This window comes from Kitasatospora cineracea, assembly GCF_003751605.1.
Taxonomy (GTDB): Bacteria; Actinomycetota; Actinomycetes; order Streptomycetales; family Streptomycetaceae; genus Kitasatospora; species Kitasatospora cineracea.
Genome location: NZ_RJVJ01000002.1, coordinates 878,392 through 902,844, shown reverse-complemented (window position 1 = coordinate 902,844; position 24,453 = coordinate 878,392). Strand labels below are relative to the sequence as shown.

At 76.4% G+C, this 24,453-nt stretch carries 18 protein-coding genes and 1 pseudogene; 12 read left to right on the top strand and 7 right to left on the bottom strand.

The annotated features are described in order from the left end of the window. The first annotated feature begins 22 nt into the window (after positions 1 to 22). Positions 23 to 1,057, top strand: a complete 1,035-nt coding sequence (locus EDD39_RS30410) for a glycoside hydrolase 5 family protein (protein ID WP_123562198.1) — start codon at positions 23 to 25, stop codon at positions 1,055 to 1,057. On the opposite strand, the gene EDD39_RS30405 is transcribed toward EDD39_RS30410, so the two are convergent. The 4 genes from EDD39_RS30405 to EDD39_RS30390 form a co-directional block, all read right to left on the bottom strand. Continuing rightward, complete coding sequence (locus EDD39_RS30405; protein ID WP_123562196.1) at positions 1,054 to 1,992, bottom strand: SAM-dependent methyltransferase; 939 nt, start codon at positions 1,990 to 1,992, stop codon at positions 1,054 to 1,056. The two genes, EDD39_RS30410 and EDD39_RS30405, sit on opposite strands and share 4 nt — an antisense overlap. Positions 1,993 to 2,105: 113 nt before the next feature. Further along, entirely contained in the window at positions 2,106 to 2,849 is a 744-nt protein-coding gene (locus tag EDD39_RS30400) for a cysteine hydrolase family protein (RefSeq protein ID WP_123562194.1), read from the bottom strand. After that, on the bottom strand, positions 2,846 to 4,030 hold the full coding sequence (locus tag EDD39_RS30395) for an isocitrate/isopropylmalate family dehydrogenase (protein WP_123562192.1): 1,185 nt from the start codon (positions 4,028 to 4,030) through the stop codon (positions 2,846 to 2,848). Before EDD39_RS30395 ends, EDD39_RS30400 begins: the two co-directional genes overlap by 4 nt. 250 nt (positions 4,031 to 4,280) lie before the next feature. After that, positions 4,281 to 4,811 carry an EF-hand domain-containing protein gene (locus EDD39_RS30390; protein WP_123562190.1) on the bottom strand — a complete coding sequence of 177 codons (531 nt, stop codon included), beginning with the start codon at positions 4,809 to 4,811 and terminating at the stop codon, positions 4,281 to 4,283. Positions 4,812 to 5,220: 409 nt separating this feature from the next. Here EDD39_RS30390 and EDD39_RS30385 point away from each other — a divergent pair, with 409 nt between their 5' ends. Continuing rightward, positions 5,221 to 6,660 carry a glyceraldehyde-3-phosphate dehydrogenase gene (locus EDD39_RS30385; RefSeq protein WP_123562188.1) on the top strand — a complete coding sequence of 480 codons (1,440 nt, stop codon included), beginning with the start codon at positions 5,221 to 5,223 and terminating at the stop codon, positions 6,658 to 6,660. A gap of 124 nt (positions 6,661 to 6,784) precedes the next feature. Here the strand turns inward: EDD39_RS30385 and EDD39_RS30380 are convergent, their stop codons facing one another. After that, positions 6,785 to 7,399 (bottom strand): CGNR zinc finger domain-containing protein, encoded by a 615-nt coding sequence (locus tag EDD39_RS30380; protein WP_244257365.1) that lies wholly within the window; start codon positions 7,397 to 7,399, stop codon positions 6,785 to 6,787. Between the two features lie 216 nt (positions 7,400 to 7,615). Here EDD39_RS30380 and EDD39_RS30375 point away from each other — a divergent pair, with 216 nt between their 5' ends. From EDD39_RS30375 to EDD39_RS30360, 4 genes and pseudogenes are all read left to right on the top strand, one after another. Beyond that, positions 7,616 to 8,368, top strand: a complete 753-nt coding sequence (locus EDD39_RS30375; protein WP_123562184.1) for an MBL fold metallo-hydrolase — start codon at positions 7,616 to 7,618, stop codon at positions 8,366 to 8,368. 121 nt (positions 8,369 to 8,489) lie between these two features. Next, positions 8,490 to 9,758: an MFS transporter gene (locus EDD39_RS30370; RefSeq protein ID WP_162870253.1), complete on the top strand. Its 1,269-nt coding sequence runs from the start codon at positions 8,490 to 8,492 to the stop codon at positions 9,756 to 9,758. A gap of 34 nt (positions 9,759 to 9,792) precedes the next feature. Continuing rightward, positions 9,793 to 10,908 (top strand): MerR family transcriptional regulator, encoded by a 1,116-nt coding sequence (locus EDD39_RS30365; RefSeq protein ID WP_123562182.1) that lies wholly within the window; start codon positions 9,793 to 9,795, stop codon positions 10,906 to 10,908. Positions 10,909 to 11,033: 125 nt separating this feature from the next. Beyond that, positions 11,034 to 13,240: pseudogene (locus EDD39_RS30360) on the top strand (DEAD/DEAH box helicase). Between the two features lie 107 nt (positions 13,241 to 13,347). Here EDD39_RS30360 and EDD39_RS30355 read toward each other — a convergent pair. Both EDD39_RS30355 and EDD39_RS42585 read right to left on the bottom strand, forming a co-directional pair. After that, positions 13,348 to 14,154 carry an isocitrate lyase/PEP mutase family protein gene (locus EDD39_RS30355; protein ID WP_123562180.1) on the bottom strand — a complete coding sequence of 269 codons (807 nt, stop codon included), beginning with the start codon at positions 14,152 to 14,154 and terminating at the stop codon, positions 13,348 to 13,350. Then, on the bottom strand, positions 14,151 to 15,551 hold the full coding sequence (locus EDD39_RS42585) for a cytochrome P450 family protein (RefSeq protein ID WP_341869343.1): 1,401 nt from the start codon (positions 15,549 to 15,551) through the stop codon (positions 14,151 to 14,153). The genes EDD39_RS30355 and EDD39_RS42585 overlap by 4 nt, the downstream gene beginning before the upstream one ends. Positions 15,552 to 15,616: 65 nt before the next feature. Between EDD39_RS42585 and EDD39_RS30345 the strand changes: the two genes are divergently transcribed. The 6 genes from EDD39_RS30345 to EDD39_RS30315 all read left to right on the top strand — a co-directional run bounded on the left by EDD39_RS30345 (position 15,617) and on the right by EDD39_RS30315 (position 24,451). Beyond that, positions 15,617 to 16,312: an ArsR/SmtB family transcription factor gene (locus EDD39_RS30345; RefSeq protein WP_123562178.1), complete on the top strand. Its 696-nt coding sequence runs from the start codon at positions 15,617 to 15,619 to the stop codon at positions 16,310 to 16,312. A 564-nt stretch (positions 16,313 to 16,876) separates the two neighbouring features. Beyond that, positions 16,877 to 17,446 carry a GNAT family N-acetyltransferase gene (locus tag EDD39_RS30335; RefSeq protein ID WP_123562176.1) on the top strand — a complete coding sequence of 190 codons (570 nt, stop codon included), beginning with the start codon at positions 16,877 to 16,879 and terminating at the stop codon, positions 17,444 to 17,446. A gap of 45 nt (positions 17,447 to 17,491) precedes the next feature. After that, the gene (locus EDD39_RS30330; RefSeq protein WP_123562174.1) at positions 17,492 to 19,621 is read left to right on the top strand and encodes a WD40 repeat domain-containing protein; all 2,130 of its coding nucleotides are present in this window, start codon (positions 17,492 to 17,494) and stop codon (positions 19,619 to 19,621) included. A 347-nt stretch (positions 19,622 to 19,968) separates the two neighbouring features. After that, positions 19,969 to 20,700 carry a hypothetical protein gene (locus EDD39_RS30325; protein WP_123562172.1) on the top strand — a complete coding sequence of 244 codons (732 nt, stop codon included), beginning with the start codon at positions 19,969 to 19,971 and terminating at the stop codon, positions 20,698 to 20,700. A 201-nt stretch (positions 20,701 to 20,901) separates the two neighbouring features. Further along, positions 20,902 to 23,313 carry a WXG100-like domain-containing protein gene (locus EDD39_RS42310; RefSeq protein ID WP_123562170.1) on the top strand — a complete coding sequence of 804 codons (2,412 nt, stop codon included), beginning with the start codon at positions 20,902 to 20,904 and terminating at the stop codon, positions 23,311 to 23,313. 49 nt (positions 23,314 to 23,362) lie between these two features. Then, complete coding sequence (locus tag EDD39_RS30315; protein ID WP_123562168.1) at positions 23,363 to 24,451, top strand: hypothetical protein; 1,089 nt, start codon at positions 23,363 to 23,365, stop codon at positions 24,449 to 24,451. The last annotated feature ends 2 nt before the right edge of the window (positions 24,452 to 24,453 follow it).

Genomic DNA, 24,453 nt, shown 5'->3' with positions numbered 1-24,453 from the left:
CAAGATTTTCGAGGGGGCCGGAGTGACGAGCACGACGGACAGCAGCAGGGACGCCGGGCCGCGGCGGGAGTTCGGGTTCGGGATCTACCCGGGCGCGCTGCTCGGCGACGAGAGCGGCATCGTCCACCCCGTCCGCCCCGACGACCCGGCCCGGCTGGCGGCGGCGCTCGACCTGCTGCAGGGCGCCGAACCCGGCTTCCGGATCCGGATCTACCGCTCCTTCGCCCGCACCGTCACCCCGCCGCCGCAGACCCCCGACGGCTGGGAGCCGTACCTGGAGCGGCCCGGACGACGGGTCGACCTGGTCCTGCAGTTCCGCGAGCCGAGCGGCAGCCGGGACGGCTGGGAGGCGTACGTCCGGTCCCAGGTGCGGGAGTTCGGCGAACGGCTCGGCGCGGTGCAGGTCTGCGAGGAGCCCAACGCCGACCTGCCGGTGCTCGACGGCAGCGTCCCGGGCGTGCTGGAGGCGCTGGTGGCCGGGGTGGTCGCCGCCAAGGACGAGGTGCGCGCGCTCGGCCTGGACGCGGCCGTCGGCTTCAACGCCGTCCCCACCCTCGACCCGGCCGCGACCTTCTGGCCCGACCTGGGCCGCCTCGCCGACCGGCGCTTCCTGGACGCGCTCGACTACGTCGGCCTGGACTGCTTCCCGGACGTCTTCCGCCCCGTCCCCGCCGAACGCCTCGCCGACGCCACCGCCTGGCTGCTGCACACCTTCCGGCACACCGACCTGCCCGCGGCCGGCATCCCGGCCGGGACGCCGATCCGGATCTGCGAGAACGGCTGGCCCACCGGCCCCGGCCGCCCCGAGGCCGCCCAGGCCCGCGCCCTGGAGACGGTGATCCGCACCGTCGCCGACCGGGCCGGGCCGCTCAACATCGACGGCTACGCCCTGTTCGCCCTGCGCGACGCGGACAGCTCCGGCAGCAGCCCGTTCCACCACTTCGGCCTGCTCCGCGACGACCACACGCCCAAGCCGGCCTTCGACACCTACCGCCGCCTGATCGCCGAACTCGGCCCCCGGCTGCGGGAGTCGGCGCAGCGGGAGCGGCGCGGCTAGGGCAGCCGGACCACCGTCCTGGCCCCGGTGTGCTTGGTGCAGGTGACCCAGCGGTTGGCGGCCAGGGCGTCGTGCGGTTCGGGGCGCAGGCGGGAGGCGGGGGCGTGGTCGAAGGGGGAGCGGACGGTGGTGGCCCAGTCGAGGGCGGCGAGGGCGGCGGCGGTGTTCGGGCGGGGGCCGGGGGCGAAGAGGGACAGCAGGTCGACGTCGAGGCGCTCGCGGGCGGCCGCGTAGACCGGGGCGGCCCGGACGGTGGCGGACTCGAGGCCGTTCTTGACCTCGTAGGCGAGGGTGCTGCCCGGGGCGCTGAGGCCGTCCAGGGCGGTGGCGACGGCGAGTTCGCTCTCGGCGGGGAGGTAGAGGAAGAGCCCCTCGGCCAGCCAGGCGACCGGTTCGGCCGGGTCGAGCCCGGCGGCGGTCAGGGCGCCCGTCCAGTCGTCGCGCAGGTCGACCGGGACGGTGCGGCGGTCGGCGGCGGGGGCGGCGTCCAGGCCGTCCAGGACGCGCTGCTTGAAGCGGAGCACCTCGGGGCGGTCGAGTTCCCAGACGGTGGTGCCGGCCGGCCAGGGCAGCCGGTGGGCCCGGCTGTCCAGACCGGCGCCGAGCAGGACGACCTGCCGGGTGCCGGTGGCGGCCGCGGCGAGCAGGTGGTCGTCCAGGACCCGGGTGCGCAGGGCGAAGTACGCGGCCAGCCGCTCCCACACCGGGTCGCCCGGGGTGACCCGGGCCGGGTCGTCCGGCCAGTCGGCGCAGCCGGGCGAGGCGCGGACGAAGTGGGCGGCGAACGGGTCGACGGCCAGCGCCTCGGCCCGGCGCGCCTCCAGCGCGCGGGCGTTGGCGACCAGCAGGGCGGTCCGGCCGACACCGGCCTCCACCCCGGGGTCGGGGCGGGCGGTGCCGAGGGTGTCGAGGGTGGTGGTGCCGAGGGCGGTCACTGCTGGGCCGCCGTGGTCCCGAGGGTTCCGGGCATGGTTCTCTCGCAGGGGTAGGGGTGAAGGGGGAAAAGGGAGAGGGGAAAGCGGTGAAGGGGGCGCCGGGGCGGGGGTGGTCACCGCCGGGTCGGCGCGGCCCCCGGCTGCTCCGTCGCACCGGCGGCCCGCGCGGACCGAGCGGACCGCGCGGCGGGCACGCCGTCCGCGTCCGTTTCCGGGCCGGTGGCCGCTCCGTCGGTGAACTCTTCGGCGGAGAAGGGCTGTTGCTGGTCCAGCCCGGTGATCCGCGCGCCGTACACCCGGCTCATGAAGCGCAGGATGTCGGCGTCCGCCAGGTGCAGGGCGGTGGTGCAGTCGCGCAGCACGGTGAGGTGGAAGCCGCGCTGGAAGGCGGTGCGGGCGGTGGAGTCCACGCAGACGTCGGTGAACAGGCCCGCCAGCACGAGGTGGTGGAGGCCGCGGCGGCGCAGGTGCGGTTCGAACTCCGGGTCCTGGAAGGCGTCGAAGCAGGCCGGTTTGGTGAACACCGCCTCGTCGGGCCGGGGCTGGACGCCGTGGAACTCGGCGCCCCAGCTGCCCTCCAGGCACTTGGGCCGCTTGCCGAGCCGGGCGTCCCGGCTGCGCCAGGCCGGGCCCTGGTGGGCGGGGTCGCCGAGGAAGCGGACGAACAGCACCTCGACGCCGCTCTCCCGGGCCAGCTGCACGGCCCGGACGCTGCCCTCGACGGCCCGGGCGAGCAGCGCGGGGTCGCCGGGGAAGCGGGCGGCGGCGACCTCGCCCGCGCAGAAGTCGTTCTGCAGGTCGACCACGACCAGCGCCGTCCCGGCGGGGGCCTGCGGGCGGGTAGGCGCGGAGCTCATCGGGCGGCCGCCGTCGCGGTGGTGTCCGCGGTGTCCGCGGTGTCCGCGGCGTCCTGACCGGTCCCGGCGGGGCGGATGCCCTGACCGGCCCCGGCGGGGCGGGTGTCCTCGACCGCTCCGGCCGGGCCCGGCACGAACGTTCCTGCAAGGGAGGCAAGGACGGCGTCGACCACCGCGGTGGTGCCGGCGGTGCCGCCGAGGTCGGGGGTGCGGGCCCCGGCGGCCTGCGCGGCGGCGATCGCGGCCTCGACGGCGGCCTCCGCGCCCGGGCAGTCGGCGTGCCGTTCGGCGATCCGGGCGGCGGCCCGGACGGTGGCGAGCGGGTTGACCAGGTCGCGGCCGGCCAGGTCGTCGGCCGAGCCGTGCACGGTCTGGTACTCGGGGAGCCCGTTCAGCTCGGGGTGCAGGTGGACGTTCTCGGTGCAGCGGTTCTCCTGCCGCTCCGAGCCGTAGCGGTCCAGCAGGACGACGTGCATGATGTCGGCCCACTCGTTCCCGGCGACCAGCAGGGTGCGGTCCGCGGGGCCGTGCGCGATCAGGTTGCGGTTGACCGTGTCGGGCTGGAACAGGGCGACGTCCAGGCCGAGTTCGGCGGACAGGCCCTGCGCCCAGTCGTCCAGCGCCCCGTCCAGCAGGTGGTACTTGTAGGCGAGTTGCACCCGGGCCGGGCCCTCGGTCCACAGTTCGCGGGCGCGGCGCACCGCGTAGCGCACCACCTGCTCGGTGACGTCGCGGCTGAACTCCATGGTGCGCACCACCTTGCCGGGGGTGTGCAGGTTCTCGCCGGTGTAGAAGCCCTGGGCCTGGTCGCGGACCAGCAGCAGCCGGGCGTCCCCGGCGGTGATCGGCTCGACCTTGACGGCGGCCAGCCGCTGCCGGACCAGGTACAGCGACTGGGCGTTGATCGCGGTGCGGAACACCGCCCGGGCCCCGGCGGCGGCCTGCTCGCGGCAGAACCGCTCGTAGTGCGCGGCGTCCTGCTCGGTGAGCGCGGCGATCTCCGCGGTGCCGGCGGCCTCGGCGCGCAGCGAGACGTACGAGTGGTAGGTCCGCGGCGACCGCTCCACCCGGACCTGCCGGCCGTGCAGCCGGGTGATCCGGTCGAGCACCCGCTCGAAGACGGGGGCGAGGTCCGGGCCGGTGCCGCGGCCGACGGCGAGGGCGATGAGGGGTGCGGTCACTGCGTGGCTCCTTGGGAGTGGTGCGGGAGGAGACGGCGGCCGGGCGGCGGCATGGCTGGGACCGGCGTCGGCGGGGCCGACGTCGGTGCGGGCTCTTTCGGCGGCCGGAGGGCCGGTGCCGTGGCGGGACGGTGTGGGGTGAGGCGGGGGAGGAGAGGGGAGGGGCGGTGCCGTGGCGGGACGGCGGTCGTTCGGGTCGGGCCGGGTCGGACCAGGCCGGTTCGGGCAGGCCGGGTCCGGTCAGGTCAGGTCAGAAGGACTCCGGGACCAGGTGGTCGCCGGGGATGCCGACCTTCTCGGGCGAGTAGTAGTCGCGGATGCCCTCGGCCCACACGCCGACGGTGATCCGGTCCTCGGCGTCCGGGCCGAAGGCGTTGAACAGGGATTCGATGTTGGGCTTCTCGAAGCCGATGGCGGTCATCAGGGAGAGGAACCGGGGACGCTCGATCAGGCCGTCCCCGTCCGGGTCGCCGAGCACGGCGAGCGCCTCGGCGAAGGCCGCGGCGGTGACGCCGAACAGTTCGGTGTTCAGCACGAAGCCGCGGAACTCCTCCGGGCTGATCAGGCCGTCCCGGTTGGTGTCCAGGGTCTCCGACAGCACCTGCCAGTAGCGGCTGAGGCTGTCGGCGAGCGCCTGCCGGTCGGCGGCCGGCGAGTCCTCGGCGACCGTCAGCAGCCGCTCCGTCATGAGGTCGAAGTCCTCGGCGTCGAGCACCCCGTTCCCGTTGGTGTCGAACAGGGTGAACACCAGTGCGGCCCGCTGGAAGGCCTCATGTCCCATGGGTAGCTGTCCCGTCGCTCGCGGCGGGCCCGACCTGCTCGGCCTGGCCTCGGCCGGGAACTCCTACTCTGCCGGTAAACCTGGTCCGTTGTCCCGGAAACTGACAGCTCGTCACTCACGGGAGTGACTAATGTTACGCAAGTGATTATTGTCACGTGCTGTGATCGCCCAGGTCGGACCTGACGGACCGTCATGTCCGGTGGTCCGTCCGGCCCAACCGGCCGCCGCCGCACGGCGGTGTGGCCGCCGTCACGCCGACCTGGGCATTCGGGGGCGGACCGCCGCGGGCCCGGGAGGGGACCGGCGCCGGGAGGGCCCGGAGGCCGAAGCTAGCATGGGGCGCGCCCCAGCTCGGCCAACCCTCAAAACCGGCCGACCCTCAGCTCGGCCCACCCTCGAAAGTTGAATTGTGACTGTCAACGACGACGTGTTCACGGACTGGAAGACCCGCGAGGAACTCGCGGAGACGATGATCCCGATCATCGGGCGGCTGCACCGCGAGCGGGACGTCACCATCCTGCTGCACAGCCGTTCCCTGGTGAACAAGTCGGTGGTCAGCATCCTGAAGACGCACCGCTTCGCCCGCCAGATCGCCGGCGAGGAACTCTCGATCACCGAGACCTTCCCCTTCCTCCAGGCCCTCGCCGCCCTCGACCTCGGCCCGTCCCAGATCGACCTGGGCCTGCTCGCCGAGGCCCACCGCGCCGACGACCGCGGCCTGTCCCCGGCGGAGTTCACCGCCGAAGCGGTGGCGGGCGCGACCGGCGCCGACAAGCTGGAGCGCCAGGCCCCGCGCGACGTGGTCCTCTACGGCTTCGGCCGGATCGGCCGCCTGCTCGCCCGCCTGCTGGTCGAGAAGGCCGGCGGCCTGCGGCTGCGCGCCATCGTGGTCCGCAACGGCGGCGGCGACGACCTGGTCAAGCGCGCCTCGCTGCTGCGCCGCGACTCCATCCACGGCCAGTTCCAGGGCACCATCACCGTGGACGAGGCGACCAACACCATCGTCGCCAACGGCAACGCGATCCAGGTGATCTACTCCAACGACCCCGGCGAGGTGGACTACACCGCGTACGGGATCGACAACGCCATCCTGATCGACAACACCGGCCGCTGGCGCGACCGCGAGGGCCTCTCCAAGCACCTGCGCCCCGGCATCGCCAAGGTCGTGCTGACCGCCCCCGGCAAGGGCGACGTCCCGAACATCGTGCACGGCGTCAACCACGACACCGTCAAGCCGGACGAGCAGATCATCTCCTGCGCGTCCTGCACCACCAACGCGATCGTGCCGCCGCTGAAGGCGATGAACGACGCGTACGGCGTGCTGCGCGGCCACGTGGAGACCGTCCACTCGTTCACCAACGACCAGAACCTGCTGGACAACTACCACAAGGCCGACCGCCGGGGCCGCTCCGCGCCGCTCAACATGGTCATCACCGAGACCGGCGCCGCCTCCGCCGTCGCCAAGGCCCTCCCCGAGCTCCAGGCGAAGATCACCGGCAGCTCGATCCGCGTCCCCGTGCCGGACGTCTCGATCGCCATCCTCAACCTGCAGCTGGCCCGGGAGACCACCCGCGAGGAGGTCCTGGAACACCTGCGGGACGTCTCGCTGACCTCCCCGCTCAAGCGGCAGATCGACTTCATCGACTCGCCCGACGCGGTCTCCAGCGACTTCATCGGCTCCCGGCACGCCTCGATCGTGGACGCGGGCGCGACCAAGGTCGAGGGCGACAACGCGATCCTGTACCTGTGGTACGACAACGAGTTCGGCTACTCCTGCCAGGTCGTCCGGGTCGTCCAGCACGTCTCCGGCGTCGAGTACCCGACCTTCCCGGTCGCCGCCGCGCACTGACGCGCGGGGCCCGGGCACCGGTGCCCGGGCCGTGGACGACCGACCCGGACCCCGGGTCGTGAACGACCGACCCCGGTCGGCCTGCGGGCCGGCCGGGGTCCTCGCTTTTTCTCCCGACGGATCGTCAGTCCTGTTCCGCCGCGCGCTTCCTGGCGTAGGCGCGGGCCGCCCGGACCCGGTCGCCGCAGCGGGTCGAGCACCAGTGCCGGGCGGCGTGGGTGCGGACGTAGAACCGGGTGCACGGGGTGCCGCCGCAGCGGGCCAGCCGGGCCGCGTCCGGGCCGGTCAGCAGGTCGGCGGCGTCGGCGGCGAGGAGGGCCATCGCCCGGTCGGCGATCCGGTCGGCCGGGTGCGGCAGGCTGCGGTGCAGGCCCCGCTCGGCGTCCCAGCGCAGCAGCGGCACCGACGGGGCCGCGGTCAGCGCCCCGTTCACCGCCGCCAGCGCCCCGGCCGGGGCCGGCCGTCCGGCCACCGCGGCCTCCAGCAGTTCGCGCACCGCCTCCCGGAACGCCCGCAGTCGCGCCGTGCACGCCTCCCGCACCCGGCTCCCCTCCGGTGCGAGGTCGTGCGCCGCCAGCCACTCCGAGGTCGGGGCGGGCGCCGCCAGCAGGTCCAGCGGCCCGGCCGGGAGGGTCAGCAGCGAGTTGGCGAAGTCCAGCGCCGGGTGCTGCTCGGCCCCCGGCGCGGGCGGCGGGGCGGCGGGGGCGGCCGGGTGGGTGCTGGTGGTGCGCTGGCTCATGTCTCTCATGGTAAAGGCCGGTGTTGGCCGTGAGGAGGGGCGTGCCGGTTGATATGTCGACTGGTCGACGCGCGGTGGGCGGATCGGCTGCCGCCGCGGCCGCGGCTCCCCGATCTCACGTTGAACCTTGCGGTTCTCCGTGAGGTGCCGCTAGATTCTTCTCACGGAGAAAGCAACAGTTCCCCGTGAGGGAACTGACGATGCGTGAGGTGTGCCATGACCGCTGTCCCTGCTCTGCCCACCGTGCCCGTCCAGGTCTTCGGCGGCCCCACCGCCCTGATCGAGTACGGCGGCCTGCGCCTGCTCACCGACCCGACCTTCGACGCCCCCGGCGACTACCCGCGCGGCGACGGCCGGTTCCTCACCAAGACCCTCCCCGGCACCGTCGACCCCGCCGCCCTCGGACCGGTCGACGCCGTCCTGCTCTCGCACGACGAGCACCCCGACAACCTCGACCACGGCGGCCGCGCCCTGCTCGCCGACGTCCCGCTCACCCTCACCACCCGCGGCGGAGCCGAACGCCTCGGCGGCACCGCCCGCGGCCTCGCCCCCTGGGAGCAGGTCGAGTTGGGGCCCGTCACCATCACGGCCGTGCCCGCCCAGCACGGCCCCGACGGCAGCGAACCGGTGGTCGGCGAGGTGATCGGCTTCGTCCTCACCGGCGACGGCCTGCCCGTCGTCTACGTCAGCGGCGACAACGCCTCGCTCGACGTCGTCCAGCAGATCGCCGACCGCGTCGGCCCCGTCGACACCGCCGTCCTGTTCGCCGGCGCCGCCCGGATCGGCCTGCTCGACAACGCCCTGCTCACCCTCGACAGCACCCGCGCCGCCCGGGCCGCCCGCATCCTCGGCGCCCGCCGCGTCGTCCCCGTCCACTACGACAGCTGGGCCCACTTCACCGAAGGCCGCGAACCCCTCCTCGCCGCCTTCACCGAGGCCGGCCTCGCCGACGTCCTCGAACTGCCCTGACCGGCCCCGGCCCACAACGGGTGGTTGTGGCGAAGGCGCCCGCCGGTTGTTTGACCTGTGGTTGCCCCGCTTGCTTGGCTCTCCCCGGTCAACGGAGTTTTGTGCGACGGGGAGCGGCCGGGTGGGCAGGAGAGCGCTGGGACGGCAGTTCGGCTGGCTGTGGGCGTCGTACGCGGTCAGTGCGTACGGGTCCGGGCTGGGGTTCGGGGCGCTGCCGCTGATCGCGGTGCTGGTGCTGCACGCGGGGCCCGCCGAGGTGTCGGTGCTGTCGGCGGTGGGGCCGGCGGTGGGGGCGCTGGTCGCGGTGCCGTTGGCGCCCCGGGTGGAGTTCCGGCGCAAGCGGCCGGTGATGGTGGCGGCGGACCTGGTCCGGTGCGCGGCGATGGCCAGCGTCCCGGCGGCCTACGCGTTCGGCCTGCTCGGGTTCGTCCAACTGCTGCTGGTCTCGGTGCTGGTCGCCGCCGCCAGGATCGCGTTCAACGCGGCCAGTGGCGCCCACCTCAAGGCGCTGGTCCGGCCGGAGGACCTGCTGGTGGCCAACTCCCGGCTGGAGTCCACCAACTGGAGCTCGATCGCGGTCGGGCCGCCGCTCGGCGGGGCGGCGATCGGGCTGTTCGGGCCGGTGGCGACCGTGCTGGCCGACGCGGTCAGCTACCTGCTCTCCGCGCTCGGCCTCGCCGCGATCGGCGGCCGCGAGGCGCCGCCCCCGGCCGCCCCGCCCGGCCGCGGCCGGACGGCCGGGCTGCTCGACGGCTGGCGGCACCTGCTGGGCGATCCCGAACTGCGGGCGCTGTACCTCAACAACCTGCTGGTCTCCGGCCTGATCATGGCCACCGAACCCCTGCTCGCCGTCCTCCTGCTGCGCCAACTCGCCTTCCCCCCTTGGCAGTACGCCCTCGCCTTCGCCGCCCCCTGCCTCGGCGGCCTGCTCGGCTCCCGGCTGGCGCCCCGGGTGGTGGCCCGCTACGGCCGCCCCGCGGTCTTCCGGACCGTCGGCACCCTGCGCGCCGTCTGGCTGATCGGCCTGGTCCTCGTCCGGCCCGGCCTCCCCGGCCTGCTCACCGTGATCGCCGTCGAACTCGCCATCGTGGTGAACATGAGCCTCTACACCCCCGTCCTCGCCACCCACCGCCTCGAACGCACCCCCACCCACCTGCTCGCCCGCACCCTGACCGCCTGGTCGATCGGCCAGCAGGCCGCCATCGCGGGCCTCACCGCCCTCGCCGGCCTGCTCGCCCACGCCACCACGCCCCGCACCGCCCTCGCCGTCATCGGCCTGCTCGTCCTCCCCACCCCCCTCCTGCTGCCCCGTCCGGCCCGCACCCCGGCCGCGGCGCCCGGGGTCGGACCGGGGCCGGCCGTCCGCGGCGCCGGGAGCGAAAGCGCTTGACCCTCACGTGGCGTGATGCCGCATCGTCGGTGGCGTGGAAGAACACCTGACCGTGGGACGCGTGGCCGAGCTGGCCGCGGTGAGCGTCCGCACCCTGCATCACTACGACGAGATCGGCCTGGTGCCGGCGTCCGCGCGGACCGCGGCCGGGTACCGGGCGTACTCGGCGGACGACGTGGAGCGGCTGCGGGAGGTGCTCGCCTACCGGCGGCTGGGCTTCGGGCTGGGCGAGATCGCGGACCTGGTCGACGACCCGACCGCCGACGCGGTCGCGCACCTGCGCCGGCTGCGCGGCCTGCTGGTGGAGCAGCGCGACCGCACGGCCGCCATGGTGACGGCCATCGACCGGGAACTGGAGGCGCGGGCCTTGGGGATCAGGACGACACCGGAGGAGCAACTGAAAGTGTTCGGCGCGCAGTTGTACGAAGTCATCGGGTCCGCCTACCCGGCGACGCGGCGGACCGAGCCGCGGATCGCCGCGAGGATCTGGGACGCGCTCGGGGACGCCCGGACGGTCCTGAACGTCGGGGCCGGCACCGGCTCCTACGAACCCCCGGACCGCGACGTCACGGCGGTGGAACCGTCGGCGGTCATGCGGGCGCAGCGTCCCGCGGGCGCGGCGCCGTGCGTGGCCGCCGACGCGGGGCGCCTGCCGTTCGCGGACCGGTCCTTCGACGCCGCGATGGCGGTCAGCACCGTGCACCACTGGCCGGACCCGCTCGCCGGGCTGCGCGAGATGCGGCGGGTGGCCCGCCGGGTGGTGGTGTTCACGTACGACGCCAGTACGGCCGGCTGGCTCCAGCGGTTCTGGCTCACCCGCGACTACCTGCCCGAATTCGCCGGCCTGCTCGCCGACCGGCCCTCACTGGCCGACATGACCCGCGCGATCGGTGGCCGCGCGGAACCGGTGCCCGTCCCGTGGGACTGCGCCGACGGCTTCTTCGAGGCCCACTGGCGCCGGCCCGAGGCGTACCTGGACGAGCAGGTGCGCCGCGCGGTGTCGGTGTGGACCAGGGTCGGGCCGGCGGCCGAGCAGCGGGCGGTGAACGGCCTCCGCGAGGACCTCGCCTCGGGCCGGTGGGCCGAGCGCAACCGCGACCTCGTCGCGCTCGACGAGGCGGAGCTCGGCCTGCGCCTGCTCGTGGCCTGAACCGCCCCGCGGGGAGACGCCCGTCCCCGCCCGTGCCCGGCACCGGCGACGGACCCGCACCGCCGCGCCACCGCCCTGCGCCCGTCCCCGGGGGGCCGGTCGGGGTGACGGCGGGGGGTGCCAGGATGGGCGGGCCGGGTGAGTGCGAGGAGACGCGGGTGGCGGGACGGGGTGTGCGGTGGGCCCGGGAGGTCCTCGGGGTGGCCGGGCGGCAGCGGGCGGCGGCGCGGGCGCTGGTGGCGGACCACGCGGCGGCGGTCGGGGAGGTGGCGCAGGCGCACGGGCGGATCTTCGAGCGGCTGGTGCGGGCCGAGCTGGAGGCGATACCGGTCGAGCGGCTGAAGGACGTCACCGAGGGGCGGCTGCAGGTCGGCACGCTGCGCGGCGCCGGGTACGCCACGGTGGCGGCCGTGCACGGCGCGACCCGGCAGGACCTGCTGCGGATCCCGGGGATCGGCGGGCCCACCGCCGCCCAGCTGCTGGCGGCGGCCGGGCAGATCGCCACCGCCGTGCAGGAGGGCACCGCCGTCCGGCTGGACCCGGCGCACCCGGACGCGGAGGCCACCGCGCTGGTCGCCGCCCTGCACCGGCTGGTGCTGGCCGGGCCGGGGCCCGGCGGGCCGCGGCGGAGGCCGCCGGACTGGACGCCCGGTACGAGCGGCCGCTGGCGGAGGCGAAGTACGCGCGGGGCCGGCTGCGCGGGCTGCTGGTGGGGACGGAGAAGCGCGAACGGGCCCGGCGGGCCGTCGAGTCGCTGGCGGAGGAGGGGGAGCGGGCGGAGGCGGACGGGGTGGCGCTGCGGTTCGCCCAGGCGTCCGCGGACCTGCTGCGCCCGCCCGCGGGGGAGGTGGAGACCTGGGTCGAGTTCGAGCACCGGGCCGCCGAGTTCTACGCCGAGCTGTCGGTGCTGGCCGAGGAGGGCCGGCTGGCCGGCCCGACCGCCACCGACGGCCGGGCCGCGGCCGAGGGCCACCTGCCGGACGGCCTGGCCGAGCAGGTGCGGGCGCAGCCCTTCGACGACCGGGGCTGCACCGTCTCGCTGCGCGGCTACCAGGCGTTCGGCGCCCGGTTCGCGCTGGCCCGGAAGAAGGTGGTGATCGGCGACGAGATGGGCCTGGGCAAGACCGTCCAGGCGCTGGCGGTGCTGGCCCACCTGGCGGCCGACGGGGGTCCGCACCGCTTCCTGGTGGTGTGCCCGGCCTCGGTGCTGGTCAACTGGCAGCGGGAGACCGCCGAGCGGACGGTGCTGGCCGCGCACCGCTACCACGGCCCGGGGCGGGAGGCCGCCCGGGAGCGCTGGCTGGCTGGCGGCGGCGTGCTGGTGGCGACGTACGAGTCGCTGCGCACGCTGGCCGCCGACCCGGTGGCCGCGCTGGTGGTCGACGAGGCGCACTTCGTGAAGAACCCGGCGGCCCGCCGCACCCGGCTGGTCGCCGAGTGGGCGGCCCGTACCGGGCACGTGCTGTTCCTGACCGGCACCCCGATGGAGAACCGGGTCGAGGAGTTCCGCACCCTGATCGGCCACCTCCAGCCCGAGCTGCTCACCGACCTGCCGGCCGGCCTCGGCGCGCTCGGCCCGCTGGCCTTCCGGCGCGCCGTCGCCCCCGCCTACCTGCGCCGCAACCAGCAGGACGTGCTCACCGAACTCCCGGACGTGGTGCGGGTCGACGAGTGGGACGAGCTGTCCGGGCCGGACCGGGCCGCGTACGCCGCGGCCGTCGCCGAGGGCAACTTCATGGCGATGCGGCGCGCCGCGTACGCCGAGCCCGCGCACTCGGCGAAGCTGCGGCGGCTGCGCGAACTCGTCGCCGAGGCCGCCGAGTCGGGGCACAAGGTGGTGGTGTTCTCGTACTTCCGGGAGGTGCTCGCCGCCGTGCACGGGGCGCTCGGCACCGCCGTCACCGGCACCGTCGCGGGTTCGCTGCCCGCCGAGGCGCGGCAGGAGCTGGTCGACGCGTTCACCGCGGCGGCCGGGCACGCGGTGCTGCTCTGCCAGATCCAGGCGGGCGGGATCGGTCTCAACCTGCAGGCCGCCAGCGTGGTGGTGCTGTGCGAGCCGCAGCTCAAGCCGACCCTGGAGGACCAGGCGGTGGCCCGCGCCCAGCGGATGGGCCAGGTCCGCCGGGTCCGGGTGCACCGGCTGCTGGCCACCGACAGCCTGGACCGCCGACTGGTCGAACTCCTCAAGGGCAAGGCCGAGTTGTTCGACCGGTACGCCCGCCGCAGCGACCTCGCCGAGGCCGCCCCCGAGGCCGTCGACGTCTCGGACCGGGCGCTCGCGGTGCGGATCGTCGAGGACGAGCAGCTGCGGCTGGCCGGACCCGCGAACTGACGCTCCGCCGGCTCCGCGCCAGCAGCTCGCCGGGGCCCGCGCTCGCCGGCACGCCTTCGAACAGGTCGGACGGGTCGGTGGCGGGGAGCCGGTGGGCCGGTGGGCCCTCAGTCCCCGGGCGAGGCCAGGGCCTGGACCTCGGCGTAGCCCGGGACCGCGGGCGCCGGCGGGAGCACGCCGTTCGCGCGCAAGCCGACCGCGGTGTCCACTGCCGCGCCGAGGGCGAGCCGGAACAGCAGCGAGCCGAGACTGACCCGGCGCACACCGAGCCCGGCCAGGCGGGTGAGCGAAGGCCCGTCCGGTGCGGCAAGGACGTTGAGCGGCAGCGCGGTCGCATCCACCGCCGCCGCGATGGCCGCCGGATCGGTCAGGCCCGGCACGAAGACGCCGTCCGCGCCCGCGTCCCGGTAGGCCGCCAGCCGGGGCGCCGTCTCCGCGCCGCGCCCCCCGCCCAGCCAGTGGGTGTCGGTGCGGGCGTTGACGAAGAGCCGGGGCACGGCCGACTTGACCGCGCTGATCTTCGCCGCGTGCAGGCGCGGCGGGGTGAGGCCGCCGTCGGCGCGGCCGTCCTCCAGGTTGACGCCGACCGCGCCCGCCTCGGCGAGTTCCGCCGCGAGATCGGCGACCTCGGCCGGATCGTCGCTGAAGCCGCCCTCGACGTCGACGGAGAGCAGGAAGGACCCGCCACCGATCCCGCGTGCGAGCCGCAGTGTCTCGGCCCGGGTCCGGCCGGCCCCGTCCGGCAGCCCGGCCGCGGCGGCGACGCCCAGGCTGGTGGTGCCGACGGCGGGGAAACCGGCCGCGGCCAGCGCGGCCGCGGAGGCGTGGTCCCAGGCGTTCGGCAGCAGCAACGGCGCGCCGGGACGGTGGTGCAGTTCGCGGAAGGCGGCGGCGGAACCGCCGGCGGTGCTCATTCCCGTCCCTCGGGGCCGGCGCCGGCGCCGGGGCGGCCGACGGCCCCAGCGTAGTAGTCCAGCGAACCGGCGACGTGCGCGGCGAGCAGGCGGAAGGACCAGCCCCGGCCGGGCGAGCGGTCCAACTGCGCGTCGCTCAGCGACCCGAGGCGGTCGGCCCAGACGTGGCCGAGCCGGACGAGGCGGCTGCGCGCCTCGTCGAGGTCCTCCGCGGTGAACGGCGCGAGGTCGGCGGGGGTGGTGGTCGCCGACGCGTGCCAGTGGTCCGGCTGCGGCTCCCGACCGGCCATGCGGGCCTCCAACTCGGCGAGGTGGTCGACCAGGTGGTCGGCGATCCGGCGGATCGCCTTGTGCGGGGTGTGGACGCGGTCGTCCACCGCCAGCGGCCGCCCGTCCCAGGCGGTCCAGGTCGCGGCGAGGTCCAGCGCCCGGGCGACCGCGCCGGTGACCTGCGCCGCCGGGTCGTCCCGCTCCAGCAGCCCGGCGGCGAGCGCCACCGCCTGGGCCCGGCCCGGGCAGCGGTGCGGGCCGGCGCCGAAGGCGAGCGGGGCCGGACCGTCCGGGGCGCCGTCGGCGGGGGCGTCCGGCGCCGCGGCGGCGACGTCGACCAGCACCACCTCCCCGGCCCGGAGGTCCAGCCCGCCCACGCGGGCGTCGGCCAGCGCCCGCCGGCGCAGCACGGTCACCGGCGGGTCCTGCCGCAGCACCTCGGCGAGCAGGACGTCCGCGCCACCCGGCGGGAGGCCGTTCGGCGCGGCCCGGCGGGCGTGCTCGACCAGCCGGGCGGTCGCGTCGCACGCCTGCACCAGCAGCCCGATCCGCTGCGCGGCAGCCTCCGTGTCGTCCGTGCCGTCCTCGTCGTCCGTGCTCTCCGTGCCGTCCGCGTCGTCCTTCCCGGCAGGCCGGGCGGGCCGGGCGGGCCGGGCGGGTCGGGTGGGCCGGGTGGTCCGGGCGAGCAGCGACGCGACGGCTTCGTCCGCGGCCTGCGCCCGAGCGGGATCCAGTTCCTCGCCGAAGTACCCGGCGCAGACCGTCACGACCGCCTCGGCCACGGCGTCCGGGTCCGGCAGGCCCAGCTCCTCGGCCAGGAGGCGGACGACGGTGTGCCGGTCGTCCGCGCCGACCGGTGAACCGGCGGCGGCCTGGCGCAGGTCGCGCGGGTCCAGCCCGGCGAGCCCGGCCTCCGCGCGGGCGCGGCGCCGGGCGTGCGCCTGCGGGTCGCCGGTGAAGCGGGCGACGGAGGCGCGCAGCCAGGCCAGTGAGCCGACGGGCGGGTCCGCCGCGCCGGCCGCGGCGCCGGCGGGTTCGGGGACCAGCAACGGATGGTCGAGCACGGCGCGGGCGTCGGCGTACGCGGTGACGCGGGGCGAGCGGACGGACGGGTCGGAGATCGTCATGCGGCCCACGCTAGGCGCGGGACACTTCGACGCCCGCCGAACCGCGGCCGGGGGATGATGGCCGCATGTCCGTACCACCCCTGGCCCGGTTCGCCGGGCTGCTGGCCGACCCCACCCGGGCCGCGATCTGCCTCGCTCTGCTGGACGGCCGCGCCTGGACCGCGGGCGAACTGGCCCACCACGTGGGAGTCGTGGCGTCGACCGCGAGCGAGCAGCTGTCCCGGCTGGTCGCCGGAGGGCTGCTGGCCGAGGAGCGCCAAGGCCGGCACCGCTACCTGCGGCTGGCCGGGCCCGGCACCGCCGCGCTGGTCGAGGACATGGCGGCGTTCGCGGCGGAACCGGGTGCCGCGCCCGTCCCGCGCAACCTGCGCGACAGCGTCCGCCGCAGTGCCGAGGCGCGCGCCCGGACCTGCTACGACCACCTCGCCGGCCGCCTCGGCGTCGCCCTCGCGGACTCCCTGCTGGCGCGCGGCGTCGTCGCGGACGACACCGGCCTGACGGTGACCGCGCCGGGCCGCGCCTGGCTGGCCCGCATCGGCATCGACCTGGACCCGGCGCGCCGCGGCTCCCGCCCGATGGTCCGCAGCTGCCTCGACTGGACCGAACGCCGGCCCCACCTGGCCGGCGTCCTCGGCACGGCGCTGCGCGCGCACGCGGTGGACACCGGCTGGCTCGAACCCGTGGGCACCGGCCGCGCCCTCCGGGTGACCCCGCCCGGCGCCGGTGCCCTGTACGACCTGTTCGGCGTCACCGTCGACTGAGTGCGGCGAGGTTCCGGCTCATCCTCCGTCCCCGGGCAGTACGCGCGAGTCGTGCACGTGCCGGAGGGCACGGAGACCGCCGTCGCGCAAGCCCCCGGCCCCGTGCGCGTCCGCGAGCGGTCCGACGTCCGCGCCGGGCTCGACGCCGAACCGCCCCTGTGGCTCCAGGAAGGCGAGGACGAGGACTGGCACGAGTACGGGGAGGACCTCGAACGGGAGGACATGTCGCCCTTCCAGCAGCGGCCGGCCCGGTACGTGGAGCGCGACGGCGAAAGCCGGCTGCGGGCCGCTCCCGATCGGTGCGGGGGTCCCGCCGCCCGTAGCGGGGGCGCCCGGCCCGGGAGAGAAAGAGTGGGCCGGGTGGGCGGCGGGACGTGGAGTGACGAACCCCACGACCGAGTCTGCGCGGCCCCGCTCACGTTCCACTAACGTCCCGCTGACGTGCACAAACGCCCGGGGGGCGGGCCTGACTTGACGCCGGGTCGGACGGCGGGGGAGGGTACGCCGGGCGGCTCCGGGAGAGCCGTCCGCGAGGTGGTCGGGGCAGGCGGGACGGGGGGAGCGATGCTGACGCTCGCCGAAGTGCGGGACGAACCGATGACGGCCGACGGGCTGGTGCTGCGCAGACCGCGCACCGGCGACGCGGCCCTGGTGCACCGCGGCACCCACGACCCGCTGGTGCGGGAGTTCCTGCAGGCCGTCGTCCCGCACCGGGACGCCGCGGCCGCCGAGCAGTGGCTCGCCGACGTCCCGCCGATGCTGTGGGAGACCGGCCGGGCCGCCTACTTCGCCGTCGAGTCGGCCGACACCGGCGAGGCCCTCGGCTGGGCCGAGCTGGTCAACCTCGACCCGGAGCAGGAGTGCGCCGAGGTCGCGGTCTGGCTGCTGCCCGAGCACCGCCGGCTGCGCACCGCCAAGGCCGCGCTCCGGCTGGTCTGCCGGTTCGGCTTCGAACGGATCGGCCTGCGCCGGATCGACGCCTTCGCCGCCGCCGACAACATGCCCAGCCAGCTCACCGGCGCCGCCATCGGCTTCCGCCGGGCCGGCTACCGCCCCGCGCTGTTCCGCAGCTCCCGCACCCACCGGCTGCACGACGCGGTGCACGCGACACTCGTACCGGAAGACCTCTGCTGACCCCGGGGCTCCCCAAACTCCCCGCACCGAACCAGGAGTGACGACATGTCAGGAAGCGTACGACTGGAAGACGGCGCCCTCGGCGAACTGGTGATCACCGCCGACGGCGCCTTCCGCGCCACCCGCGCCGACCTCGAACGGACCGGCCGGATCGACGCCGCGCTGATCCGCCGGGTGCTGGCCGGCGCCGGCCAGGCCCCCGCCCCCGACGGCACCCCCGCCACCGGGCGGCGGCTCACCGTCCAGGGCCAGCCCGGCCAGGCCGACCGGCAGTGGACCGACGGCACCGCCGCCCCGCTGCCCGCCTCCGCCGCGGTCCTCGCCGCGCTGCTCGGCCAGGCCCTCGGCGAGCCCGGCGCCCCGGCCGCGCTGGCCACCGCGCTGGCCCGCACCGAACCCGCCGCCGGCACCGCCCGCAGCGCCGCCGCCGTCGGCACCGTGGCCGGCCGCGCCGCGTACGCGCTGGTCGAGGAGGACGGCGCGTTCGGCCTCACCGCGCTGGACGACGCCGCCCCGCTCGGCGGCTCCGACGCCGACGCCGGCCTGGCGCCCACCGCCGTCGCGCTCGGCGAGGCCGGCGGGCGCTCGCTGTTCGCGGTCGGCAGCACCGACGGCTCGGTCCAGGTCTGGGACGCCGCCACCGGCCGGGTCGCGCACGGCACCACCGGCGGCGAGGGCGCGCAGGCCGTCGCCGCGCTGGTCTGCCGGGACATCCCGGTGGCCTTCTCGGCCGGGCAGTCCGGCGACCTGCGGGCCGTCCGGGCCGACGACGGCCGGGTGCTGGGCACCCTGCCCACCGGCGGCCGGGGCGCCACCGCGCTGCGCGCCGCGCACTGCGCCGGGGTCGACCTGCTGGCCGCGGCCTCCCCCGACGGCACCGTCCGGGTCTGGGACGCGGGCACCGGCGAGCTGATGCACCTGCTGGTCGGCCACCGCGGCGAGGTCGCGGCGCTGGCCGTGCTCACCCTCGACAACCAGGCCGTGCTGGCCTCCGCCGGGCAGGACCGCCGGATCCGGCTGTGGGACCTGGCCACCGGCCAGTCGGTGGCCGAACTCGACGGCCACACCGGCACGGTGACCGGCCTGGCCTTCACCACCCTGGACGACCGCCCGGTGCTGGCCTCCTGCGCGCTGGACGGCACCGTCCGCACCTGGGACGTGTACGACGGCCGCCCGCTGCACGGCTGGCCGGCCGGCGAGTGGCTCACCGGCCTGGCCGCCGTCGAGGGCCTGCTCTACACCGGCGACGAGACCGGCCGGATCACCGTCTGGGAGGCCGCCACCGGCCGGCCCGCGACCGCCGCGGTGCCCGCCGGGCGCCCCGGCAGCCCGCTGGCCGCGCTGGCCGCCGGCACCCTGCACGGCCGCCCGGTGCTGGCGGCCGGCTTCGGCGACGGCTCGGTCGCGGTGTGGGACGCCCCCACCGGCGGCCAACTCCTCGACCTGCCCGGCGAGGGCGGCCCGGTGCACACCCTCGACCTCACCGCCGACCTGCTGCTGTGCGGCACCGCCGCGGGCGCCGTCCGCAGCCACCGGCTGGCCGACGGCAGCGCGCTGCCGCTGCCCGTCCCGCACGCCGGGCCGGTCGCCGGGATCGCCTTCACCCCCGGCGAGCAGCCGCTGCTGGCCTCGGCCGGGCGGGACGGCGCGCTCTCCGTCCGGGACGCCGCCACCGGCGCCGACAGCCGCCGCTTCGCCACCGGGCGCGGCCCGTTCACCGCGCTGGCCGCCACGGTGGCCGGCGGGCAGCCGATCCTGGCCACCGCCGGGGAGGACCTGACGGTGCGGCTGTGGCACGCGGGCAGCGGCGCGGCCGGCCCGGTCTGCGCCGGACTGCCCCGCCCCGCCGAGGTGGTGACGTTCGCCGAGATCGGCGGCCGCCCCGTGGTGATCGCGGGCGCGGGCGACGGCACGGTGCTGGTCTGGGACGTCCAGGACGGCAGCCGGACCGCCGAGTTGACCGGCGGCGGCGCGGCCGTCCGGGCCGTGGTCGGCAAGGAGTTCGACGGCGAGGCGCTGCTCGCGGCCGGGGACGCCGCCGGGACGCTGCGGCTGTGGCACCTCTCCAGCGCGACGCTGCTCAACGAGGCGGCGCTGGACGGCACTCCACTGGCCATCGAACTGGACGAGGCGGGCCTGCGGATCGTCACCCCGAGCGGAGCCGTCACCCTCTAGCGCACAACCTCTCCAGAACCTTCACGATCCACCCGGAACACGCACGTCCGTTCTTTACCTCCCTTACGGTTTCACGCCGTGAATTTACCTGATGCATGCTTTGTGGCTCCTTACAGGAGTCGAAAGCTCTGCAAAGCTCGTGCCGGGATGACGCATCGTCATCCCGGCACCCGGCCTTGGCTGTGCGCGCTCATGCGGCGGGTTAGGGTTGCCTGCGAAAAGGGCCGGTGCGGGCATGGCACGGGCACGCCCGGAGCCGTTCCGCTCCGGTGTTCAGGCATGCCCGACCGGGCCGCCGGTGCGGACGCGTACCCACCGGGGGCGGGTGGAGTTCGGGAAGGTGTGCGGTGGCGGACGAGACGGTGTGGATCGACCTCGACGAGGTCGAGGCAGCCTCCAAGAAGATCATGGGGCTGCTTGACGAACTGAACGGACCGGCCAACAAGTTGGAGGCCGCCGTCAAACAAGTGCAGGAGTCCGTCTACGGGACCGACCTGCTCGGCAAGGCCCTGCTGGGGGGCAGCTCCTCGGTGGGCGGCCTCGCCCAGCACCAGGAACAGGTCCTCGCGGGCATCCGCACCCTGATGCAGAACGCCACCGCGGTGGGCGAGAACCTGCAGACCATGGTCGCCCGGCACCGCGCCAACGACGACGAACAGGCCGCCGCGATGGGCCAGGTCATCCCGACCGGCACGCTCTCCGCGCCCGTCGGCCAGGCATCGACCGGCACCGTGCCGGCCTCGCTGCCCCTCGGCCCCCTGCTGCCGCAGCTCGAACCGGACACCGTCGACGCGGTCCCGGCCTCGCTGCCCCTCGCGCCCCGGCTGCCGCTGCTCGAACCGGACACCGTCGACGCGGTGCCCGCCTCGCTGCCCGACGCGCCGATGCGGCCGCTGCTCGAACCGGACCCCGTCCCGGAACCGACGCCGCCCCCGCCGCCGGCCCCGATCACCCCGATCGGCAACACCGACCCCGGCGTCGGCTACCACGACCCGGACGCGCCCGAGCTCGACTACAACCACCCCAACCCGCTGCTGCGGCCGGGCTACGGCGGCGGCGCCGGGCCGAGAATGATCTGACGGGCCGCCGGGCGGCGCCACCGGACCCCGGTCCGCCCGCCGCCCGCCCCGTACTGCACCGCACCGGCCCGTGCCGCTCCGCCGCCGCGGACCGGCACCCGCCGCGCACCGCCCGTCGCTGCCGCCGCCCGGGCCCCTGTCGGCCCCGGCCACCGGCCACCCGCTCCGCACCCGACCTCCCCTCTCCGGAGACCTCCCGCCATGATCGAGCTGCCCGCCGACCTCGCCGAAGTCCTCAAGACCGTCCAGAGCAACGAGAACGGCGCGGACATCGCCTTCCCCGACGGGGACGAGGACCTGCTCGCCAACCTCGCCGACGCCTGGAAAACCTGGAACGAGGTGGCCGACACCCACGTCCGGGCGATCACCGAGGCCGCCCAGCGGGCGATGTCCAGCATGTCCGGCCCCGCCGCCGACAGCTTCTCCCAGTACCTGCAGAAGTTCGCCGCCGGCGACGGCTCGCACGTCGCCACCACCCTCCAGTCCGGCGTGGCGATCGCCAACTCGCTGCAGGGCGCCTCCGAGGCCGTCAGCGGCACCAAGACCGAGATGGTGCGCGAACTCCAGTACGCCAAGGAGTACATGGAGGCCCACCCGGCCGGGAAGCACGACGACATCGCCCAGTCCGAGGGCGTCAAGCAGGCCGCCGCCGTCTACCACCAGTACATCGGCCAGGTCGGCAGCAACGTCGACGGCATGCTCCGGCAGAGCGCCGACCACATCACCGACATGACCGGCATGGGCCAGACCTGCGCCCTCAACGGGACGTCCGCGGGCGGCGGTTCGGGCACCGGCGGAGCCGCCGGAGCGGGCGGCACGGGCGCGGACGGCACGGCGGCCGCGATGAGGATCCGGGGCACCGCCCTGCCCGGCGACCCGTACGCCCCGGGCGCGACCGGCGCCGACGGCCTCGGCGGTGCGGGCGCCCTCGGCGGCGCGGACGGGCTCGGCGGCGCCGGTGCGCTCGGCGGCGTCGGCGACCCGGGGGCCCTGGGCGGCGCGTCCGGAGCGGGCGGCGCGGGCGCGTACGGCGGCCTCGGCGGCGTCGGCGACCCGGGCTCCCTCGGCGGCGCGTCCGGCAGCGGCGGCGCCGGCTCGTACGGCGGCGCGGGCGGGACCGGCGGCGGCGGTGCGTACGGCGGCGCGGGCGGCGGCGGCTTCGGCGGCGGCTCGGGCTCCGGCGGCGGTTCGGGCCCCGGCGGCTCCGGCTCCGGCGGGCTGGCGCCCTTCACCCCGCTCACCCCCAACATGCCCAACTTCGGCAACGGCGCGGGCCCGGTGGCCTCCACCCCGACCTTCAGCCCGCTCTCCAGCAGCGCCGGCTCGCTCGGCCTGGCCGGACTCGGCGACCTGGGCGACCTCGGCGGCCCCGCCAGCAACACCGGCGGGTACACCCCCAGCGGCGGGTACACCCCCAGCGGCGGCTACAACCCCGGCAGCCTCGGCACCAGCGGCGGCGGCCCCGGCAGCAGCCTCAACCTCGGCAGTGTCCTCGGCAACAGCCTGGTCACCTCCGGCAACCCCGGCAGCCTCGGCCGCAGCGGCCTCGCCCCCTTCAACGGGACCAGCGGCAGCCCGTTCGGCCTGGGCAGCAGCACCGCCGGACGCAGCGGCACCGTCGGCGCCGGCGGCTCGGCCCTGCGCGGCTCGGGCGGCGGCGTCGGCTCCGGCAGCAGCGCCCTGGCCGGGCGCGGCGGCAGCGCGGGCGGCCTCGGCGGCGCGGGCGGCTCCGCGTACCGGGCCGGCTCCGGCGGCGCCGGCAGCCTCGGCGCGGCCGGCGGGGCCAGCGCGAAGGGCATGTCCGGGGCCGGCTCCGCGGTCGGCCGGGCCGGCGCGGGCGTCCTGGCGGCCGGCGGCAGCGGCAGTGGCACCAGCGGCCGCAACGGCGCCGCCGGCACCCCCGGCGCGGGCGCCCACGGCCCCGGCGGCATGGGCGGCGGCGGACGCGGCGGCAAGGGCGACAAGGGCGGCAACCGCTTCGTCAGCCCGACCCGGTTCGGCGCCGAGGGCGAGGAGGACGAGGAGCTCTACGGCGACGCCGGCATCCTCGGCCAGGCCGCCGACGTCGACCCGCGCGACCGCCAGTGGCACCGGGCCCGCCGCCGCTGGCTCGACGACGCCCGCGCCGACGGCACCTTCACCACCGCCGAACCGGAACCCGCCACGGTCGCCCCGGCCGGACCCGCCAGCGAGAACGACATGATCAACCAGCTGGCCGGCGTCCTGCTCGGCGGCGGCGCGACCACCCCCGACGGCACCGACGGCACCCCGGCCACCGACAGCACGCCGGACACCGACCGTACCCCCGGCGGCAGCCCCGCGGCCGACCCGACCACGGCCCGGACCGACACCCCGGCGAGCACCCGGACCGACACCCCGGCCGAGGGCGCCGACCGCACGGACGACGCCGCCTACCTGGAGCGCTCGCGCAGCGCCGCCGCCCGCCGCGGCCACCCCGACGCGCCCGCCGCCACCACCGCCCCGGCGCCCGCCGCCGAGGGCGCGGCCGCCGCGCCGCAACGGGCCCCGCTCCGCGAGGAGGGCGGCTTCCAGGTGCCCAGCCCGTTCCTGCGCGCCGCCCTCTCCCGGCTGGCCGCCCCCGCCGCGGACTGACCCGCGCGCCCGCCCGCCGCCACCCCCGCACCGACGAAGGAACCCTCCCATGAGCAACGACGAGTCGGCCTGGTACGCCGCGTCCGAGCCGAGCACGGCCCGACTGCTGCCCGAGGAACCCGTCCAACCCGCCCACCTGCGGGTCGGCACGGTCATCCCCGACAGCGTCCCGCTGGAGCCGCAGCACCGGGTCCTCCGGGCCGCGGAGGAGGGCCAGCAGCCGGCCGAGCCGCTGGAGCCGTTGCAGCCGTTCCAGCGGGTGCAGGCCGAGCCGTTGCAGCCGTTCCAGCGGGTGGAAGCGGAGCCGTTGCAGCCGTTCCAGCGGGGCGTTCCGGCGCAGGAGGCGGAGCCGCTGCAGCCGTTCGAGCGCGGTGTCCCGATGCAGGAGGCGGAGCCGCTGCAGCCGTTCCAGCGCGCTGTTCCGGCGCAGGAGGCCACACCGGACCGGACGTTGCAGCGGGGCGTCCCCGCGCAGGAGGCCGAGCCGTTGCAGCCGTTCCAGCGGGCTGTTCCGGCGCAGGAGGCGGAGCCGTTGCGGCCGATGGAGCGGGGCGTTCCGGCGCAGGAGGCCGCACCGGACCGGACGTTGCAGCGCGGCGAGGCCGAACCGATGCGGACCCTGCAACGCGGCGAGGCCACGCCCGACCGGGCCCTGCGGCGCGGCGAGACCGCCGCCGCCAAGCGGAGCGCGGCCTCCGGCAGCGGGGGGTCGGGCAACGCCGGGTCGGGCTTCCAGGTGGACCCCGACCAGTACCGGGCGGCCGTCTCGCCGATGCTCGCCGCCTCCGAGCAGGTCGCCTCGGTCTACCGCTCGCTGAGCGCCTTCCTGCCCTCGATGGAGTCCCAGAACCCGTGGGGCAACGACGAGTCCGGCAAGAAGTTCGCCGAGGGCGAGAAGGGCTACCTGAAGTACAGCCACGACACCATGGACGTGGTCAAGGGCCTGCCCGAGGCGCTCAAGGGCATCGCCGACGGCCTGAAGGCGATGGCCGAGAGCTACCAGAACGCGGACCAGAACGTCGTCTCCGAACTCGGCGACATCGACAGCCCCGTGCAGATGCCCACCTCCCCCTCCATGCCGTCCACCCCCGTCCACGTCCCGATGACCCCGCGGATCACCCAGAGCGGAAGGCACTGACC

Coding starts and splice junctions, on each gene's coding strand:
- EDD39_RS30400 (WP_123562194.1), bottom strand. CDS start 2,849: ATGAGCTCCGCGCCTACCCGCCCGCAGGCCCCCGCCGGGACGGCGCTG.
- EDD39_RS30390 (WP_123562190.1), bottom strand. CDS start 4,811: ATGGGACATGAGGCCTTCCAGCGGGCCGCACTGGTGTTCACCCTGTTC.
- EDD39_RS30380 (WP_244257365.1), bottom strand. CDS start 7,399: ATGAGCCAGCGCACCACCAGCACCCACCCGGCCGCCCCCGCCGCCCCG.
- EDD39_RS30375 (WP_123562184.1), top strand. CDS start 7,616: ATGACCGCTGTCCCTGCTCTGCCCACCGTGCCCGTCCAGGTCTTCGGC.
- EDD39_RS30355 (WP_123562180.1), bottom strand. CDS start 14,154: ATGAGCACCGCCGGCGGTTCCGCCGCCGCCTTCCGCGAACTGCACCAC.
- EDD39_RS42585 (WP_341869343.1), bottom strand. CDS start 15,551: ATGACGATCTCCGACCCGTCCGTCCGCTCGCCCCGCGTCACCGCGTAC.
- EDD39_RS30345 (WP_123562178.1), top strand. CDS start 15,617: ATGTCCGTACCACCCCTGGCCCGGTTCGCCGGGCTGCTGGCCGACCCC.
- EDD39_RS30335 (WP_123562176.1), top strand. CDS start 16,877: ATGCTGACGCTCGCCGAAGTGCGGGACGAACCGATGACGGCCGACGGG.
- EDD39_RS30330 (WP_123562174.1), top strand. CDS start 17,492: ATGTCAGGAAGCGTACGACTGGAAGACGGCGCCCTCGGCGAACTGGTG.
- EDD39_RS42310 (WP_123562170.1), top strand. CDS start 20,902: ATGATCGAGCTGCCCGCCGACCTCGCCGAAGTCCTCAAGACCGTCCAG.
- EDD39_RS30315 (WP_123562168.1), top strand. CDS start 23,363: ATGAGCAACGACGAGTCGGCCTGGTACGCCGCGTCCGAGCCGAGCACG.